This window comes from Acetobacter conturbans (assembly GCF_011516755.1).
GTDB lineage: Bacteria > Pseudomonadota > Alphaproteobacteria > Acetobacterales > Acetobacteraceae > Acetobacter > Acetobacter conturbans.
Map to the genome: position 1 here is coordinate 1 of NZ_WOSY01000017.1, position 17,679 is coordinate 17,679.

The following is a 17,679-nucleotide window of genomic DNA, read 5'->3' on the forward strand; positions in this document are numbered from 1 at the left end:
AAACCCAAAAACTAAACCATCCCAAAACCAACAGAAAATCCCGGAAAACCAACAAAAAATCACGCAAAAACAATGACAAAAATATACACAGAAATCCTAGAAAACCGATTCCCAACCGCCGCCCAGAGCAGCATAGAGTCGCACCACATCCACCGATTCCTGCTCAACCTGCGCGGTCAGGCTCTGTTCGCTCTGAAAAAGCCGCCGCTCCGCATCCAGCACACGCAGGAAACTATCGAGGCCATGCCGATAGCGCTCAAGCGCCAGATCATAGGCGCGCTGATCCGCGACTTTCTTCGCCTCGAGCTCGTCCTTGCGCTGCCCGTCCTTCGTGAAGGACGTCAGCGCATCATCCACGTCTTTCCAGGCAGACAGAACCGTCTTGCGATACTGGATCGCGGCTCCCTTCTGGCTGGCCTTCTTCAGTTCAAGCTGACCTGAAAGACGCCCACCCTGAAAAATCGGAAGCGTGATGGTTGGTCCCACATTCCACGCCCGGGCGCTCCAAAATCCCAGATCCCGGAAAGAGAACGACTGCATCCCGAAGCTCGCGTCGATCGTAACGCGGGGATAGAAATCGGCAATCGCCTGCCCCACCTCCGCCGTCGCAGCATGCAGCTCATCGCTTGCCGCCCGGATATCAGGACGACGCTCCGCCAGTTCAGACGGAAGCCCCACGGGCACACGCGGCGGAACGGGCTGGAGCCCTGTTGTCGGAGCGGAGAGCTCCGCATCCAGACTGCCGGGGGGGGATCCCATCAACAGACTGACCGCATTGATCTCCAGCTTGGCTTCCTGCTCCATCTGCGGGATCTGCGCCTGAATGGCGTCCAGTTCGGAGCGGGCCTCTTCCTGATCCAGTTCGCTGACAAGACCATGCTGGTATCGCGATGAACTCAGGTCGAGGACATGCTGGGCATCGTCCCGATTGCGCTTCAGAATATCGAGCTGCTGCTGCGTCCCCCGCAGGGTCATGTAATCGCGCGCCAGATCGGCTTCGCGCGCGATCAGCAGTGAACGGCGCTGCTCGGTGCTTTCATTGAGATAAGCCTGTGCCGCCTCATACTGGCGACGAACCCGCCCCCAGAGATCCACCTCCCATGTCGCGTCCACACCATCGCGCCAGCGATCAAGCAACGGAATGGTGGCATTACTGCTTCCGTCCAGAAGCTGCGCTATCCCCCCGCCGGTGCTCTGACCGATATGAGAGATAATTGTTCGAAGGCTCTGGGAGCTATACTGGGCGCGAGCATAGGAGCCTGATGCACTCAGGGCAGGAAAACGCTCCGCACCGGCCAGAACAAGCTGAGCCCGGCTCTCGGCAAGCTGCGCCGTTCCGCGCTGCACATCGAGGTTCTGGGTCGCCACCCGCTTTTCCAGCGAGGTCAGCTCAGGATCGTGGAAAACATTCCACCAGTTTACGTCCGGCGCATCCGGCACCGTCACGCTTCCGTTGCTTCCCGCCTGCGCGACCTTCCATTCAGGAGGGGTCCATGTTTGCGGCTTCTGATAGTTCGGGCCCACCGCGCAGCCTGACAACAAAATAGCAAGGGCGGGCAGGACCCGCTTTGATTTAGCTGCGCCCACCAACATTCGACTTCCTTACTCCCGCACGCTTTTACCTGCCGTCACGACCGCTCCATCCGTCCGCAAGGCAGACCAGCGCATCCTTTCGACATCATGCTCTTCACGCGCCGTGGCCTCTTTGATTTAAGGCACGATTCTTGACGCTGACCGACCAGTTCGGTCAGCATGCAGCCTATCGGCTTTCCCTCAGCCGTCAATCGCACCAGTGCCGCGCCGAATGAACAGGACACCATGGACCACAAGGACGCCTCCCTTCCCTGCTCCCACCCCGAAGGCTCAAACGCCAAACGGGAACAGATTCTTCTGGGGGCCGGAGCAGTCTTTGCTGAATGTGGCTATGAAGGCGCCAGCATGTCGGTCATCGCCCGTCGCGCCGGGGTTTCGAAGGGCACTCTTTACAATTATTTCGCCAGCAAGGCAGATCTCTTTACCGCCTTCGTGAAGCAGAAGACCGAACGGGAACTCCCGCAGACCTTCCAGCAGGTGAACGCCGATCTTTCTCCAGAGGACACCCTGCGCGGCCTCGCCAGATCGATCATCGCGCTCATCACCTCTCCCATGGCGCTGATGCTTTACCGCATCATCATCGCCGAGGCCGAGCACTTCCCTCATCTCGCAAAGATTTTCTGGGAGCATGCTCCCTCCGTGTGCATCGACACACTGGCGCGCTGGCTCGCGGAACGGACCGAAAAGGGGGAACTGAATGTTCCTGATCCGGTTTTTGCAGCCGAACAGTTCTATGCGCTGTGCCAGACACGGCTCGTGACGCGCCGCCGGTTTCGTATTCCCGTCTCCATGACGGAAGCCGATATAGAGCAGATCGCCGATGCGACGGCTGCCATGTTCCTTGCCGTTTATCGTGCGAGCTGAAATTTACGTAACGTCCCTTTTTCCATGAACCCGTCGTTCCTCCACCCGTTGGGGATTGCATACAGACAAGCGGATATGACCCTCCACCATCGGCTTTCATGAAAAGCATGCTTCGGTGGAAGGGACAGTATCCGGGTCAGCATCCCAGACTGCAAAGGAGACTGTCATGGCCGACAGAATGGACGACAACCTTCCCGGTGCAATGAATTCCGCTGTGGATTTCCTCACCCGTGCTCATAAGGATAACTCAGGGCTGGCGACGGCTGTGGGCGAATATATGGGGAAAGACGGATCACCCGGCATCCCGGTGGTCCGGCAACGGGCTCGCGAAGCCGGACTGGACGGGCTCCTCCAGAGCTGGCGCGACAAGATCGTGAAAGAGCCGGCGCGTGACGAAGACGTCAGGATTTTGATCCCCGAAGAGCAGATCAAGGTGTTTGGCAGGGCCACAGGTCTTTCCGACCCGGCTGTTGTCTCCGGTCTGGCGGAAGTCATTCCCGGCATCGTGTATCGCAATGCACAGCGCGAACATAGAACGCCGAAGGCGATGTGATGAACCGCCTGTCCTGAGACAACAGCCTCAGGGAACCGGCAAAAAGGGGCGGATATTTCCGCCCCTTTTTGTATGGACACGAGGACAAAGGAGAGAAAAGTCTCTCCATCAGATCACTTCCAGCGGAACAGAACTTGTAGGCGGGGTAAAAGCCCTGTCGAGCGCGGCAAGGTTCTCTTTCGTCAGGCTGATTTCACGCGCGGCAGAATTCTCATGAAGATGTTTCACGGAACCCGCTTTCGGAATCGCAATGAGGGAAGGCTGCCGCAACACCCATGCCAGGGCGATTTGGGCAGGCGTCGCCCGGCCGAGGCTCGTTTCATGTTCGGCGGCAATATCCGCGAGGGTCTGATTGTGCAGCATCCCTCCGCCCTGCCCAAGCGGTGAGTAGGCAATCGTCACCACCTTGCGCTTGCGGTCTTCGCCCAGCAGGTCGAATTCAATACCACGATGATCCAGACTGTAGAGAACCTGATTGGCGACACAGGAAGTGCCTGTCGAAAGCCGGTCAAGCTCCTTCATGCTGTTGACGTCGAAATTCGACACGCCCCAGCCTCCGATGACGCCTTCCTCCAGAAGCCTTTCGAAAGCTTCAACAGTTTCCTCAAGGGGAACATTGCCGCGCCAGTGCAGAAGGTAGAGATCGAGACGATCCGTGCCGAGACGTTTCAGTGACGTCTTGCAGCTTTTCATGACGCCATCGCGGGAGGCGTTGGACGGCAGAACCTTGGTGATGAGAAAGACCTCATCCCGCCGTCCCTTGATCGCTTCTCCCACGACATTCTCGGAGCGCCCGCTGCCATACATCTCGGCCGTGTCAATGACCCGCAATCCGAGATCCAGCCCTGTTCTCAGACTCGTCACCTCATCGCTGCGCAGCGAGGCGTTGTCCCCCATGTTCCACGTCCCCATGCCGAGAGGCGGAACGTCAATCCCATTCTTGAGCTTCACCATGCGTGTCACGACGCACTCTCCTTTGTGGAAATGACCTGCGACATTCAGGAACGATCATGATGCAATTCCGATGTCACCGCAGCCGGCAAACAGCCGGTTGCATCTGTTCGGTAACAACGCATGACAAGGCAAAACGATCCATTGCCAGGCGTCGGACCCACGCTGGCGTCACACGGATGCTTACTTACACATATTTTCCTGCGGGAACTGGACCGACCTGAAGCAGCCTCTCAGCGCGCCCGCGTCCAGCCCTTTGCTTCCTGTCGCCAGTAAGCCAGCGTGTGCCCGGCATCACGCAGCGCCACCCAGCGCACACGCGCCGCCGCGACAGCCGCCTCGTCCTGCCCGTCGAACAGATCGAACACCCGCTCGAACGGCTCTACCGGAAGCGCGTCGCCAATACCGGTGAGAAAGAGGAAACTCGCCCCGTTCGGCACATCGTCAGCAGCCGTGATCCAGATCGGCTGCCGTTCAGGATATTTCCCGCCCGTCGCCGCATGTGGCAGCCAGACGGGCTCGGACACTTTCCACAGAGCTTCGTCAAGAACAGCCACCGCCTTGGGATCACCGCAGCGAATGACTGCCCTTTTACCCGCATCGAGCGTCTTGCCGAGCAGCACCGGCAGCGCTTCGTGCGCGCCGGTGCGTGTCAGATGATAGAAGCCGATTTCGGCCACGTGGTCCGTCAGCCCTCGAACTGGCGCACGAACCGGTCAAGCAGACGCACGCCGAAGCCCGAAGCCCCTTTCGGAGAGCCAGACTTCGCCTTTGTTGCCCAGGCCACACCCGCGATATCGAGATGCGCCCACGGTGTTTCACCCACAAAGCGCTTGAGGAACTGTGCCGCCGTGATGGAACCGCCTGCCCTGCCACCACCGATGTTCTTCATGTCGGCAATGTCGGACTTGAGCTGCTTGTCGTATTCCTCGCCCATCGGCATCCGCCACAGCTTCTCCTGGGTCACAGTGCCGGCTTCTGTCAGCTTTGCGGAGAGTGTGTCATCGTTCGAGAACAGTCCGGCATACTCATTCCCGAGGCCGACGATGATCGCACCGGTCAGCGTGGCCAGATCGACCATGTAGCGCGGCGCGAAGGTCTCGCGGGCATACCAGAGCACATCGGCCAGAACGAGACGGCCTTCGGCGTCCGTGTTCAGCACCTCGATGGTCTGACCAGAGGCGCTGCGGACCACGTCGCCGGGGCGCTGCGCGTTGCCGGACACCATGTTTTCAACAATGCCGATCAGACCGACCGCGTTCACTTTTGCCTTACGACCGGCAAGGGCTGCCATCAGACCGGTGACAACGCCTGCACCAGCCATGTCCCACTTCATGTCTTCCATGCCAGCGGCAGGCTTGATGGAAATGCCGCCGGAATCGAACGTCACGCCCTTGCCGACAAATGCCAGCGGAGCGGAGTCATCGCCTGCACCGTTCCAGCGCATCACGACCATGCGGGGTTCGTTGGAGCTCCCCTGTGCCACGCCGAGCAGAGCGCCGAACTTCAGCTTTTCAAGAGCGGGAAGATCAAACACCTCGACTTCGAGGCCCAGTGATTTCAGCTCCTCGGTGCGCTTCGCGAACTCGACCGGCGTCAGGATATTGGCCGGTTCGCTGACAAGATCGCGTGTCAGGGTCACGCCCTTCGCCACGGCTTCCCAGCCAGCCCATGCTGCCTTCGCACCCGCTGCGTCCTTCGTGAGAATGGCGAGCGAAGCCAGCTTCGGCTTGTCGTCCTTCTTCTCCGTCGTGCGATAACGATCGAAGCGGTAAAGGCCGAGTGACGCGCCAAGCCCGGCATGGACGGCCAGTTTCGGGTCGAACGCCGCCGTGGAGATCGCGCCCTGCGCGTGCATGGCCAGCGCCTGCGCCGCCGTGCCACCAGCCTGCTCGGCCGATGTTTCGGTCACGTCCGCCTTGTCACCCAGTCCCACGAGAACAACTCGCTCCAGACTGGCGCCCGGGGCGAGCACCACACAGGTCGCGCCGCGTTTAAAGGTAAAGGACGCCGCTTCTGCCGCACGGGTCAGGGCACCGCCGGTGGCCTTATCAACGGTGGTGAAGAAGCCCGACCGCGCCGCATCGGCGAATTCCGGGAGCGCCAGTGCACCGCCGGCGGGGAGAGCGAGGTCGGAGAAGCTGATCTCTGTCACGTTGACGCCTTTTCCTTGTCTGACAGGCGCGACGGCGAACCGCTTCCGCTGCCGTGCCCCGAGCTGTCCGGCTACAGAAGTAGCGGACGGGGGGAGAGATTGGCAACGGGCGAATGCCCGAGCCCTGAACGCAAAAATGGTGCTGACAGGCGTGAAGCGCAACCGGGGCACTGTGTTCGTGTGACCACCTGAAAACGGCAACCTGCGTGCATGGCGGATGGGAGGGGCTGTCCCGACAGATAATCAATTGCGCCTTTACTCTTGTGGAGTAAGAGATAAGGCATGACGATCCATCCTGCTCCGCACTCCGACGCCGAACTCCTTGCCCTTGCCCTGCGTCTTGCGCGCGAGGCGAGTGACATCATCAACGCCATCCGCGCGAAGGGGTTCGTGACCACCACGAAATCCGATCGCTCGCCGGTGACGGAGGCCGATCAGGCGGCGGAAATCCATATCCTGACCGGCCTGCGGGGCGCTGTGCCGCATATTCCGGTCATTGCGGAGGAAGAAGTCGCCGCAGGGATCCGTATAGAAGGCGGCGCGGAATACTGGCTCGTCGATCCGCTGGACGGCACGCGCGAATTCGCGGCGGGACGCGATGATTTCACCGTGAATATCGGTCTGGTGCGCGGGGACCGGGCGGTTCTTGGCGCAATGGCGCTCCCCGCCTACGGCCAGTTCTATGCAGGTGGTGAAGGGCTGGGCGCGATCCGTTACGATGCGGACGGTGAGCATGCGATCCATGTGCGCAAGGCTCCGAAAGACGGCATTGCGGTTCTCGCTTCGCGCCATCACGGGGACGATCCGGCACTGGCCAAATTTCTCGATGGACGTCCCATCGCCTCCCTCGGCAATATCGGTTCGGCCGTGAAATTCGTACGCGTGGCGGAAGGCGTGGCCGATCTCTACCCTCGCCTTGGCCCGACTATGGAGTGGGACACCGCCGCCCCGCAGGCGATTGTCGAGGCTGCGGGCGGTCAGATCACGCTGCTCGATGGTAGTGGCCCTCTCCGTTACAGCAAATCAGGCTGGAAAAACCCCTTCTTTGTCTGCACCGGCAACTTTGGCGACTGACAGCGTCGCACGAGATAAAGTGCGACAAATCCAAACTGGCTGGGTGGCGCAGTTCCGTGATAAGCGGGCTGACTCACCGGGGTGTTGCATGACCGATCGCCTATTACCTGACGCCGAGGGCCTGTCCCGTGCCGCAGATCTGCTGCGCGCCGGTCGTCTCGTCGCGTTCGGAACGGAGACGGTGTACGGCCTCGGGGCTGATGCTACGGACCCGATGGCCGTCGCACGCATTTTCGAAGCCAAGAACCGCCCGCACTTCAATCCTCTCATCAGCCATTTCGCCAGTGCCGATGCAGCTTTCCGGCATGTGGTGGAAACCCCTCAGGCCCGCCTTCTGGCGGATCGGTTCTGGCCCGGCCCTCTGACGCTGGTGCTGCCTCGCCGTGCGGATGGGGCGATCTGCGACCTGACTGCTGCCGGATTGCAGACTGCCGCCGTGCGTGTTCCGGCGCAGGACATGGCGCTGGCACTCCTACGGGCCGTAAACCGCCCGGTGGCCGCCCCCTCCGCCAATCCCTCCGGCGGAGTCAGTCCATCCGATGCCGACCATGTCATGGACGGGCTGAATGGACGCATCGACGCAATTCTGGATACCGGTCCGTGTGCGGTGGGCGTGGAAAGCACCATTCTCGATCTTTCCGGTGACACACCGCGCCTGCTGCGCCCCGGGGGTGTGACGGCTGAAGAGATCGAAGCGGTGATCGGGTCTGTCATCCGTCCCGTTCCCGGCACACAGCCAGATCCCGCCGACGCCCCCATTATCGCTCCGGGGATGCTGACATCCCACTACGCTCCCGGTCTGCCGGTCCGGCTCGACGCCCGTTCGGTAGAGCCGGACGAGGCGCTTCTCGCTTTCGGCGAGCCGCTTCCTGGCGCGAAGGTGATGTGGAACCTTAGCGAAAGCGGGCGTCTGGACGAGGCTGCGTCTCGTCTGTTCGCCGGATTGCGCTATCTCGACCGCGAAGGAACCCGCATGGGCTGCCAGCGTATCGCCGTTCAGCCGGTTCCCGGCGAAGGGCTTGGACTTGCCATTCGTGACCGGCTCGGCAGGGCAGCCGCTCCGCGTCCTGCCTTACAGGAGCGTGACGTCGCATGAGCGACACTTTCGACCCCAAGGAACTGAAGGTTCTCTCCGATATTCTGGCGCTTGTGCTTGAAGATCAGCCCGGCCAGTCGGAGACCGCGCTGGCCGCCATTCGTGCGCGGGCGCTGCGCAACAAGGTCACCGGCGGTGCCCTGAAAAACCTGTTCACGTCCATCGCGCCCAATCCGCCGAAACGGGCTGCCACCACCGGCACCCGTGCCCGGACGAGCAAAACTCCTTCCGCCGATATCCAGATCGAACGCCAGCGGGTCCGTGATCTCTCGGAAAACCTGAACCGTCTGGACATGGAACTGCGCAGCGTGCGGGCGTCCAATGCCTCCCTGAAGGCCGAGCTGTTCCTCACCCAGCAGGCCCGGGCGGAGACACAGAGCCGGCTCGTCGCCGCGCAGTCCTCATCCCATCCGCGTTTCGGTCTGATCGGGATCGCTTTCATCGTCGGCTGCATTGCCGGGGTCGCGGGAACCGAACTGTTCCACTCGCTCATGCCCACGCCACATCACGTGCCGAACGCTGTTTACCTCCACTAATTCCAAAGCTTATCCGGACAAACGCCTATGACCAGTCTTCCTCCCGCGCTGCTCGACGCCCTGAAAAAGGCCCTCGGTCCCGGTGGCCTGCTGACGGACGCCAGTGATATGGCTTCTTACCTGACAGACTGGCGTTCCCTGTTTCACGGCAAGGCTTTTGCAGTGGCGCGTCCGGGCAGCACGGAAGCATGTGCCGAGGCTGTCCGTCTCTGCGCTGAACACAAGGTGCCGGTGGTTCCGCAAGGCGGCAACACCAGTATGGTCGGCGGCGCAACACCTGATGAAACCGGCCACGCGCTTGTTATCGTCACCAGCCGCATGAACAAGGTGCGTGAGATCGACCCGATCGACAACACGATGGTGGTGGAAGCGGGTGTGACGTTGAAGGCGGCGCAGGATGCCGCGACCCGGGCGGGCCTGATGCTGCCGCTGTCCATTTCCTCCGAGGGATCGGCGGAGATTGGCGGTGTGCTGGCAACTAATGCGGGTGGTAACAACACGGTGCGTTACGGCAACGCCCGCGAACTGGTGCTGGGTCTGGAAGCTGTGCTGCCCAACGGACAGGTTCTGAACCTGATGCGCCGCCTCCGTAAGGACAACACGGGCTATGCGCTGCGCCAGCTTTTCGTTGGGTCGGAGGGCACGCTTGGTCTGATCACCACGGCCATTCTTCAGTTACAGCCGAAGCCGAAATCCATTGAGGCCGCTCTGTGTGCTGTTGAAGATGCGAAAGGTGCGCTGGCGCTGTTCTCGGCCTTCCGCAATGTCGAGCCGAGCGCCATTCAGGCCTTCGAGTTCATGTCCGGGCTGAGCATGAACCTCGTCAATACGCTGATCCCGGATGCGTCGCTGCCACTCTCCGAACCTGCTCCGGCTTATGTTCTGGTGGAGCTGGCCAGCCCGCGCGGCGGCAATTCCCTGCGTGAACTGATGGAAGAAGTGCTCGGCAAGGCGTTCGAGGATGGACTGCTGAGCGATGCTGTTCTTGCTGAAAGCGAGGCCCAGCGTCTGGCGTTCTGGAAGCTGCGTGAGGAACATGCCGAGGCGCAGAAGCGGGCGGGCGCGTCCGTGAAAAACGACGTATCCGTGCCGCTTTCCGCCATCCCGAGCTTCATCGAACGGGCCACTGCGGCTTGTGAAAAGCTGATACCCGGTATCCGCGTCGTCCCGTTCGGGCATATTGGCGACGGCAACATCCACTTCAATCTCGTGCAGCCGGACGGTATGGACGGGCAGGCGTTCCTCGCCCGTGACCATGAGATGATGGACACGGTGGCGAACATTGTGCGCGAACTGGGTGGCTCCTTCTCCGCCGAGCATGGTGTCGGGCAACTCAAGAGCTACATGATGCCAGGCTGGCGCGGTGGCGCGGAGCTGGACATGATGCGGCGCATCAAGGGCGCGGTAGACCCGGAAGGCATCATGAACCCGGGGAAGATTTTCCCGGCAGTTTGATAAGCATCTGAGAACTTTCCTGCGTTTGACAGAGAGTTGTCGCCTCGTGGGTGCTGGTTGGAAGAACAAGCAGCACCCACGAGATGCCTCCAGATAAGCGGGGCTGGCACAGTGATGCAGAGAAACGACTGTCGTGCTTTTCTGCCTCTCTCCGTCGGTCACTGCGGGAAAGAACGCGTTCAGCCTGCGGGATCGGAGGCGTCATGGACAGGGCGCACCGCTATGGGCCGCTGGGCAATGTTTAGAGGCTGTTTCAAAGCTTTCTGCTGAGCGCGACCGGTGTAGGTTTTTGAGCCCTGAAGTGAAACAGCCACGCGGACCGTGAGCATCGGAGTGTGGAAAACTCTCGTCAGATCGCCAGCAGGGCGCTTTTGAAACAGCCTCTTAGAAGCTCTGATCAGTGGGCAGAAGAACCTTTGACCTGCCTTCTCTCTGGGCATCCGGGACCACCCATCCGCCTTCCCGCCTGCCTTGTCAGATGATAAACAGTGGGGGTGAACATGATTGATGCCCCCGACTCCTCCCCAGCCGCCGCCGATGGCGCTCTTCTCGGCGTTTCCCTGCGTCAGCCTCCTGCCAATGTGGACGCTGAGCAGGCGCTTCTTGGCGCGCTGCTGACCAATAACCGGGCTTATGACCGCGTCTCGGACTTCCTGACGGGAGCGCATTTCGCCAACCGGGTGAACGGCGCGATCTATGACGCGATTGCCAAGCGCGTCGAGGCGGGAATGCTGGCCGATCCGGTGACGCTGCGCGCCACGCTGGAGAACTCGGGAATTCTGGACGAGGTGGGTGGTCTTCCCTACCTCGCCAAACTGCTGACGGCGACGGTTGGCATCATCAATGCAGGCGACTACGGGCGTGCGATCAATGATGCGTGGATTCGTCGGCAACTGATCGATATTGGCGAGACGATCGTCAACAGCGCCTTCGGCAGCACCGATCTGGACGGACTGGACCAGATTGCGGCGGGTGAGGAGCAGCTTTTCAGGCTGGCCACCGACAAGGGGCAGGATGGCGGGTTCACCGGCTTCGACCGGGCGCTGATCTCCGCCATCGAGACGGCGGAAAAAGCTTTCCGCAATGAAGGCGATGTTTCGGGTCTGACCTCCGGTCTGCGTGATTTCGACAAGAAAACCGGTGGACTGCATCCGTCCGATCTGCTGATTCTTGCGGGACGCCCAGCCATGGGCAAGACGGCTCTGGCCACCAAGATCGCCTTCTCCGCCGCCCGTGCCCTAATGAATGCAGCGCGCGAGCAGGGCGAAGGCGTGCAGCCGGAAGGGGCGGTGGCGATCTTCTCGCTCGAAATGTCGTCCGAGCAGCTTGCTACACGTATTCTGTCCGAGCAGGCCGAAGTATCCGGCGAACGTATTCGACGGGGTGATATCGGCCAGAAGGAATTCGACCGTTTCGTACGTGTCAGCCGTGAACTGACGCAGCTTCCGCTAGTGATTGACGACACGCCGGCGATTTCGCTTTCCGCCATGCGGACTCGCTGCCGCCGTCTGAAACGAACCAAAGGGCTGAAGCTGGTGGTGGTGGATTATCTCCAGCTCATGCGGCCTGCCGTCGGCACGCGACCAGACAATCGCGTGCTGGAAATCTCGATGATCACGCAGGGCCTGAAGGCGATTGCCAAGGAACTGGAAGTGCCTGTCATTGCGCTGTCCCAGCTTTCCCGTCAGGTGGAAAGCCGTGAAGACAAGCGTCCGATGCTGTCCGATCTGCGTGAATCGGGTTCGATCGAGCAGGACGCCGACGCCGTGATGTTCGTCTATCGTGACGAATACTATCTCCAGCAGCGTGAGCCGAAAGAAACGGCCTATGATTCGTCGGATAAATATCAGGCTGCGCTGGAAGACTGGGGTCGCAAGATGGAGCTGGTCCACAACAAGGCGGAGCTGATTCTTGAGAAGCAGCGGCATGGGCCGACAGGCACTGTGCAGCTTTACTTCGAAGGCCAGTACACGCGCTTTGCGGATCTGGAAACGGCGCATGAGGATTACGGACGGTAAGGAACTGCTGTAAGAATCTCTGCTGAGCGATAGCGTCCCTGACGGGGAGCGACGGGCGGGCTCTGTTGTCGTTACGGATTAGCAGACGCCCAGCGCGTCTGCCCGGATCCGGGAGAGACCACAGGACCACTCCCGTGAGCTGTTGATTAACGAGGGGGGCCAAAGGTCCTGCTTCGGGTCGGTTTCCGGGGAAGCCCTGAGAAAGACCTAACCCTTAACTACAAAGCCACTCGCATGCGTATCTGAGCACCAAAGCCGAACAATCATGCAAGTCATGGGTATCCCTGCGACATTTGAGAGTTCTTACAGCAGAGAGTAAGTGTTTAACGATCCTTCTCACGCTGCAATGACAGCATAGCAACAGCCCGACAGGCAATGTTCAGCCTTCTCTCCAAACAGTTCTTTTATCCGATTGATCTGCTACGAAACATCCAGTATTAAACAATAATTAAAGAATTTTTACTGGTGATTTATGCCTGCCTTCATAGCTATTTTGGTTTCTATTTATGTAATTTATAACTATTTGAATGAGATTATCGAATTAAGCCTTATCGTTTTTATAGGTTTCGTTGCCTATAAAATGTTAACGGGGTCGTCAGCAAAACAATCAGCGCCTCCACCTCGCCAGCCCTCACCTTCTTACACTTCCTATACGCCGCGTCCGGCCCCTGAGTCGGCGGAAGAACCACTCCCTGATCTCAGGGATGACGAACCTCCCGAAGATGCGGCTGTCTCAACGGTTGCCGATGCCTTTGAGGATGAACGGCCCTGCGCGAAGGGTCTGGAAGGGGAGACACGGGTCAATCGCATCCTGAAAAACATTGGACGACCGTATCTCTCCAATGTTTATCTGGAGGATGATAAAGGTCTCACCCAGATCGATCATCTGGTGAAAATGAACTGGGGAATTGTTGTCATTGAGACAAAGACCTATGGCGGTTTCATTTCAGGAACGAAGAACCCGTCACAATGGAAGCAAAGTTTCAAAAAATTTGGAAGCGGGAAATATTACCTGTTCCAGAATCCCATCCGGCAGAATTATCGACATGTCTGCGCTGTCCAGCATATTTCCGGACTAGGCGGGAATATCTTTCCCCGCGTAGTGCTGGCGGGGGATGCCCGGACAAGTTTCTTCATCCATAAACAGATCATTCGCCTTCGCAGGCTGCAATCCGAACTGTCGCAGCGTCCAAACGACGCATCCTACATCCCGTATGAAGATCTCGATGCTGCGTGGAACAGGCTGAAACAACAGGCGAAAACCAATAAAGGACGCGAGCAGGAGCATCTTGCCTCTCTTCAGGCTCGCTCTGTCTGAACATCGAGATAGACTCGCTGTTTTTTAATTGAGAGGCATTTCCCGTATTGCCGGAGCACCGCCTGTCGGGGTCAGCTTCCGCACCGTTTCCACATCCACCGGGGGAGCGTCATTGCCCCATGCGCTGCGAATGAAACTCAGCACATCGGCCATCTGCTGAGGGGACAGGCTACGTACGAAAGACGGCATCACGAATGACGAAGGGGCTGTGCGGGTGGCGGGCAGCACAGCTCCTTTGAACAGGATGGCGACGAGAGAGTCCGGCCGGTCGTCCATCACCACCGGATTGCCGGCGAGGGGGGGGAAAACGGTGGGATAGCCGCGCCCATCATCGCGATGGCAGGCGGCACAGTGATCGACATAGACCCTTGCGCCCCGAGCGGTGACATCGCCTTGGCGGAGGGCTGTTTCCGTGGCGGGGTCGTAGCGCCATGCGGGGTCGGGCATGCGGGTGGGCTGCAACGACCGGAGGTAACGTGCGATGGCATGCAGGTCGTTGTCGGTCAGGTATTGCGTGCCGTGCTCGACGGCGTCCGCCATGCCACCGAAGGCCGATCCCAGCGGCGCCCCGGCTTCGCGCAGGAAAGCAACGATATCATCTTCCGACCATCGCCCCAGACCGGTACGATTTTCCTGACGCAGGGAGGGCGGGTGCCAGCCGTCCACCGCACCTCCGCCCGATAGATAGAGAGGTCCGTCAGCGGCCGTGAGAGCCTTTTCCTGCAATGTCAGGGCGCGGGGCGTATGGCATGCGCCGCAGTGACCGGGCCCTTCCACAAGGTAGGCCCCGCGAGCGATGGTGGTATCGGGGAAAGTTCGCCGAGTGGTTTTGAGGGCGACCTGTGGTGCGGGCGCGAACATCCCACGCCAGAAGATCAATGGCCAGCGCATCGATAATGGCCAGATGATCGTGCTGGCGGGTGGCGTTGTGGCCAATGGCTTCACGCCATAGCGGAAATAGACGAACAGGGCGTGGACGTCCGCGTCCGTCAGCCGGGCGTAGGAAGGAAACGGCATGGCCGGATACATCGACGCGCCGTCGTGGCGGACACCTTCCCGAATCGCGCGGGCAAACTGCTCTTCCGAGTCATGGCCGATGCCGTGGTCCGGGTCGGGTGTGATGTTGGGGCTGTAGATGCGGCCCATCGGCAGATCGAACGGCACACCGCCTGAATAGGGAGGCTGCCCCCTGACGGAGTGGCAGGCGGCGCAATCGGCGGCGCGGGCCATGTATTCGCCCTGCCGGATCAGGTCCGGGTCAGAATTGGCGGGGCGGCCGGTGGGGTCGGCTGCGAAGGCGGCCGCGATGGCAGACAGGCCAGCGCAACAGAGAGCCGTGGGCACAGCGGTGAGCATGATGACAGGCAGGATGCGGCTGCAGAGGGCGAACCGAACCCTGCTCATACCGGCACCAGCGGACCAGGGGCCTTGAGATAGGTCGTGCGGATATGATGCGCGGACCAGTAGGCAAGGGCTGCGACCATGCCGGTCGGGTTGTATCCCATGCCCTGCGGAAAGGCGTTGGAGCCGATGACGAACACGTTCGGCACGTCCCAGCTCTGGAGGTAGCGGTTGATCGCGCTGGTGTTGGGGTCGTCCCCCATGACGGCGCCGCCGCCGAGATGGGTGGTCTGATAGAGCCGCGTATCGAATGTCTGGCCCGGTTCCAGCATGCCGAGCTGATATTTCGTGGCGCCCAGTTCCTTCATGATCGGCTCGATTTTGCTGACCACGTAGCGGTTCATGCGGATATCGTTGTCATGCCAGTTGAAAGTCATGCGCAGCAGGGGCTGGCCGTAGGTATTCTTCCATGTCGGGTCGAGGTCGAGAAAGACGTCACGATAGGCCATGTTGCTGCCGTGAGCGTCGATGGCCAGCGCGTGCCTGTAGGTCTCGACGAGCGCCTTTTTGTATCCGGCACCCCAGCGAGGTGCGTCCTTGCCGCCACCGATGGTAGAGGCGGCAATGGGTTTGACGCCCGCCTGATTGACCCAGACGGGAGAGCCGCCGACGAAGCCGTGCGGGCCGTGATCGAAATTCAGACTGTTGAAATCATCAATGGCGACCCCGCCGCCGCCTGTGCCGATAAACTGATTGGTGAAGTGGTTTTCCGGCAGCCACGCACGGGAGGTGGTGATGGTCTGATAGACGAAATTGCGCCCGACAACGCCTTCGTTCTTCTTTGCATCATAAGGCTTGCCGATACCGGAGAGCAGCATGAGGTGGACGTTGTGGAACTGGAAGGCTCCCAGCACGATGAGGTCGGCCGTAATCGCCACTTCTTTGTTTGAATCGAGATCGAAATAGGTCACGCCGGTCGCGCGCGTCTTCGTGCTGTCGAGATCGACCCGCATGACGTGAGCGCGCGTGATCAGCGTGAAGTTCGGATCCTTCCGCAGAACCGGCAGGATATTCACGTTCGGCGAGGCCTTGGAATACATGTAGCAATCGTAACCACTGCAATAGCCGCAGAAATTGCACGGTCCCATCTGCGCGCCGTAGGGGTTTGTGTACTGGCGGGAGGCGTTCGCGGCAGGCAGGGAATAGGGATGGTAGCCTGCATCGGTAGCGGCTTTGCGGAAAAGGCTGGCCGTATAGACATCCTTCAACGCGGGTAGCGGGAAATGGTCGGATCGCGAGGGCGAGAACATGTTGCCGTTGCCGACGATTTTACCGTTGACCCTGTAGGCTTCTCCGGATGTGCCGAAGACTTTCTCGGCTTTGTCGAAGAACGGTTCGAGATCCTCGTAGGTCACGCCGTAATCCTGAAGGTTCATGCCTTCGGGAATGAATTTGCTGCCGTAACGGGCAATGACGTTGCTGCGCAGGGCAAGATCGTCGGGGGCTGCACGAAAATGCACGCCCGACCAGTGCAGGCCCGCGCCACCTACACCTTCGCCCGGCAGAAAGGCTGCGAGCTGACGATAAGGAAGCGCGGTCTGGTCGATTTTATTGCGGATGGTGACGGTCGTGCGGGACAGATCCTGAAACAGACGATGGCGGACCGCGCCGCGCAGTTCGTCGATGGACTCCGGATAGGCCCCTTCCACGGCGGTGGCGCGGTCGGGACCGCGCTCCAGCATGACGACCTTCAGGCCAGCCTCTGTCAGTTCCTTAGCGAGAATCGATCCGGCCCAGCCTGCGCCGACCACGACGGCGTCAGCGTTTATCGTGTTCATGGCGTGGCAGGCTCCGTCTGGTCAGGCAGGGGACAAAGGCGATGCGGCACGGGTCAGACTGTCTCGCCGCTGATCGACACACTGCCGAGTGGATAGGCGGGGCCGTAATGGTCCACCCAGTCCATGAAATCCGCGCGCGCACCGGGAAAGCCGAGCATCACCCAGCCACCGAGATGGCGGTTTCCACCGTGGATGGGATCGGAAAACGCGCCTTCCATCGTGTTGGTTCGCACCTGTTCGAAAAAAGTGCCCGAAGGGATCGTGCCGCCCAGCAGGATCGGCTGCTTCTCGAACGCTGTCAGGACCGCAATCTGACTTGCGTGATCGAGATCCGCGAAGGCATGGCCGTAATGGTCGCGGCAATAGCGGTCAGCGCCCGCGATTCCCAGCCGGTAGATTTCGCGGGGTGCATAGGGGAGCTGGTAGCCTAGATTGGCGGGACCCTGCTCGAAAGGACCGCTCATGAACCACAGGCCGCCCCGCCCATAAGGTGTGTCCATCTGCTGGTCGATGAAGGTGACGATGCCGAGTGTTCTGGCGCCGGGGCCTGTCTCGTCTTCCGGAAAGAGCTGTTCGCAGGCCGCATCCAGAAAGCGCCATTCTTCTGCGGTGAAATAACGTGGAGCGGCGGGGGTTGCTGGCTCGGCAGCCAGAGCGCGGTGCCAGTCGGCGAATGCGGCGGTGGTCCAGAACGCGGTCGTTCCGGCAAGCGCCATGAGGAAACGTCGCCTGTCGGGACTGGCCGGGGCGGATGGTTTCATCCCGCGCTTTTTCCCTTCGGGCGTCTTATCCTCGGGAACTTGCCCCCTGCGCGCTTCCCTCCCGGGCGTTTTTTCTTTGTCGTCTGGAAGGCTCATGGGAAGGGATCATGTCATGTTTCCAACATA

The 17,679-nt window shown here is 60.4% G+C and carries 15 protein-coding genes; 8 read left to right on the top strand and 7 right to left on the bottom strand.

What is annotated here, in order from left to right; all coding sequences use genetic code 11:
* Positions 1–96: 96 nt before the first annotated feature.
* The gene (locus GOB81_RS13920; protein WP_173571037.1) at positions 97–1,593 is read right to left on the bottom strand and encodes an efflux transporter outer membrane subunit; all 1,497 of its coding nucleotides are present in this window, start codon (positions 1,591–1,593) and stop codon (positions 97–99) included.
* Between the two features lie 225 nt (positions 1,594–1,818).
* Between GOB81_RS13920 and GOB81_RS13925 the strand changes: the two genes are divergently transcribed.
* Together GOB81_RS13925 and GOB81_RS13930 are read left to right on the top strand one after the other, a co-directional pair.
* Entirely contained in the window at positions 1,819–2,457 is a 639-nt protein-coding gene (locus GOB81_RS13925; RefSeq protein WP_173571074.1) for a TetR/AcrR family transcriptional regulator C-terminal domain-containing protein, read from the top strand.
* Between the two features lie 166 nt (positions 2,458–2,623).
* Positions 2,624–3,010 (top strand): YidB family protein, encoded by a 387-nt coding sequence (locus GOB81_RS13930; RefSeq protein ID WP_173571038.1) that lies wholly within the window; start codon positions 2,624–2,626, stop codon positions 3,008–3,010.
* 108 nt (positions 3,011–3,118) lie between these two features.
* Here GOB81_RS13930 and GOB81_RS13935 read toward each other — a convergent pair whose 3' ends face one another.
* The 3 genes from GOB81_RS13935 to GOB81_RS13945 all read right to left on the bottom strand — a co-directional run bounded on the left by GOB81_RS13935 (position 3,119) and on the right by GOB81_RS13945 (position 6,116).
* Positions 3,119–3,964: an aldo/keto reductase gene (locus tag GOB81_RS13935; RefSeq protein ID WP_242010294.1), complete on the bottom strand. Its 846-nt coding sequence runs from the start codon at positions 3,962–3,964 to the stop codon at positions 3,119–3,121.
* 230 nt (positions 3,965–4,194) lie between these two features.
* Complete coding sequence (locus tag GOB81_RS13940; protein ID WP_173571039.1) at positions 4,195–4,641, bottom strand: DNA polymerase III subunit chi; 447 nt, start codon at positions 4,639–4,641, stop codon at positions 4,195–4,197.
* 8 nt (positions 4,642–4,649) lie between these two features.
* Entirely contained in the window at positions 4,650–6,116 is a 1,467-nt protein-coding gene (locus GOB81_RS13945) for a leucyl aminopeptidase (RefSeq protein WP_173571040.1), read from the bottom strand.
* A gap of 282 nt (positions 6,117–6,398) precedes the next feature.
* Between GOB81_RS13945 and GOB81_RS13950 the strand changes: the two genes are divergently transcribed.
* The 6 genes from GOB81_RS13950 to GOB81_RS13975 all read left to right on the top strand — a co-directional run bounded on the left by GOB81_RS13950 (position 6,399) and on the right by GOB81_RS13975 (position 13,613).
* Complete coding sequence (locus tag GOB81_RS13950) at positions 6,399–7,190, top strand: 3'(2'),5'-bisphosphate nucleotidase CysQ family protein (protein ID WP_173571041.1); 792 nt, start codon at positions 6,399–6,401, stop codon at positions 7,188–7,190.
* Positions 7,191–7,278: 88 nt separating this feature from the next.
* Positions 7,279–8,286, top strand: a complete 1,008-nt coding sequence (locus GOB81_RS13955; protein ID WP_173571042.1) for an L-threonylcarbamoyladenylate synthase — start codon at positions 7,279–7,281, stop codon at positions 8,284–8,286.
* Positions 8,283–8,822, top strand: a complete 540-nt coding sequence (locus GOB81_RS13960; RefSeq protein WP_173571043.1) for a hypothetical protein — start codon at positions 8,283–8,285, stop codon at positions 8,820–8,822. Before GOB81_RS13955 ends, GOB81_RS13960 begins: the two co-directional genes overlap by 4 nt.
* A 27-nt stretch (positions 8,823–8,849) precedes the next feature.
* Positions 8,850–10,277 carry an FAD-binding oxidoreductase gene (locus GOB81_RS13965; protein ID WP_173571044.1) on the top strand — a complete coding sequence of 476 codons (1,428 nt, stop codon included), beginning with the start codon at positions 8,850–8,852 and terminating at the stop codon, positions 10,275–10,277.
* Between the two features lie 500 nt (positions 10,278–10,777).
* Entirely contained in the window at positions 10,778–12,295 is a 1,518-nt protein-coding gene (locus GOB81_RS13970; RefSeq protein ID WP_173571045.1) for a replicative DNA helicase, read from the top strand.
* A gap of 472 nt (positions 12,296–12,767) precedes the next feature.
* The gene (locus GOB81_RS13975; protein WP_173571046.1) at positions 12,768–13,613 is read left to right on the top strand and encodes a nuclease-related domain-containing protein; all 846 of its coding nucleotides are present in this window, start codon (positions 12,768–12,770) and stop codon (positions 13,611–13,613) included.
* Positions 13,614–13,637: 24 nt separating this feature from the next.
* Here GOB81_RS13975 and GOB81_RS13980 read toward each other — a convergent pair whose 3' ends face one another.
* From GOB81_RS13980 to GOB81_RS13990, 3 genes are read right to left on the bottom strand one after another with little or no spacing between them, the layout of a single operon-like run.
* Positions 13,638–15,017, bottom strand: coding sequence for a cytochrome c (locus tag GOB81_RS13980; protein WP_173571047.1), 1,380 nt, complete (start codon positions 15,015–15,017; stop codon positions 13,638–13,640).
* The gene (locus GOB81_RS13985; RefSeq protein ID WP_173571048.1) at positions 15,014–16,792 is read right to left on the bottom strand and encodes a GMC family oxidoreductase; all 1,779 of its coding nucleotides are present in this window, start codon (positions 16,790–16,792) and stop codon (positions 15,014–15,016) included. Before GOB81_RS13985 ends, GOB81_RS13980 begins: the two co-directional genes overlap by 4 nt.
* Positions 16,793–16,845: 53 nt before the next feature.
* Complete coding sequence (locus tag GOB81_RS13990) at positions 16,846–17,553, bottom strand: gluconate 2-dehydrogenase subunit 3 family protein (RefSeq protein WP_173571049.1); 708 nt, start codon at positions 17,551–17,553, stop codon at positions 16,846–16,848.
* Positions 17,554–17,679: the final 126 nt, after the last annotated feature.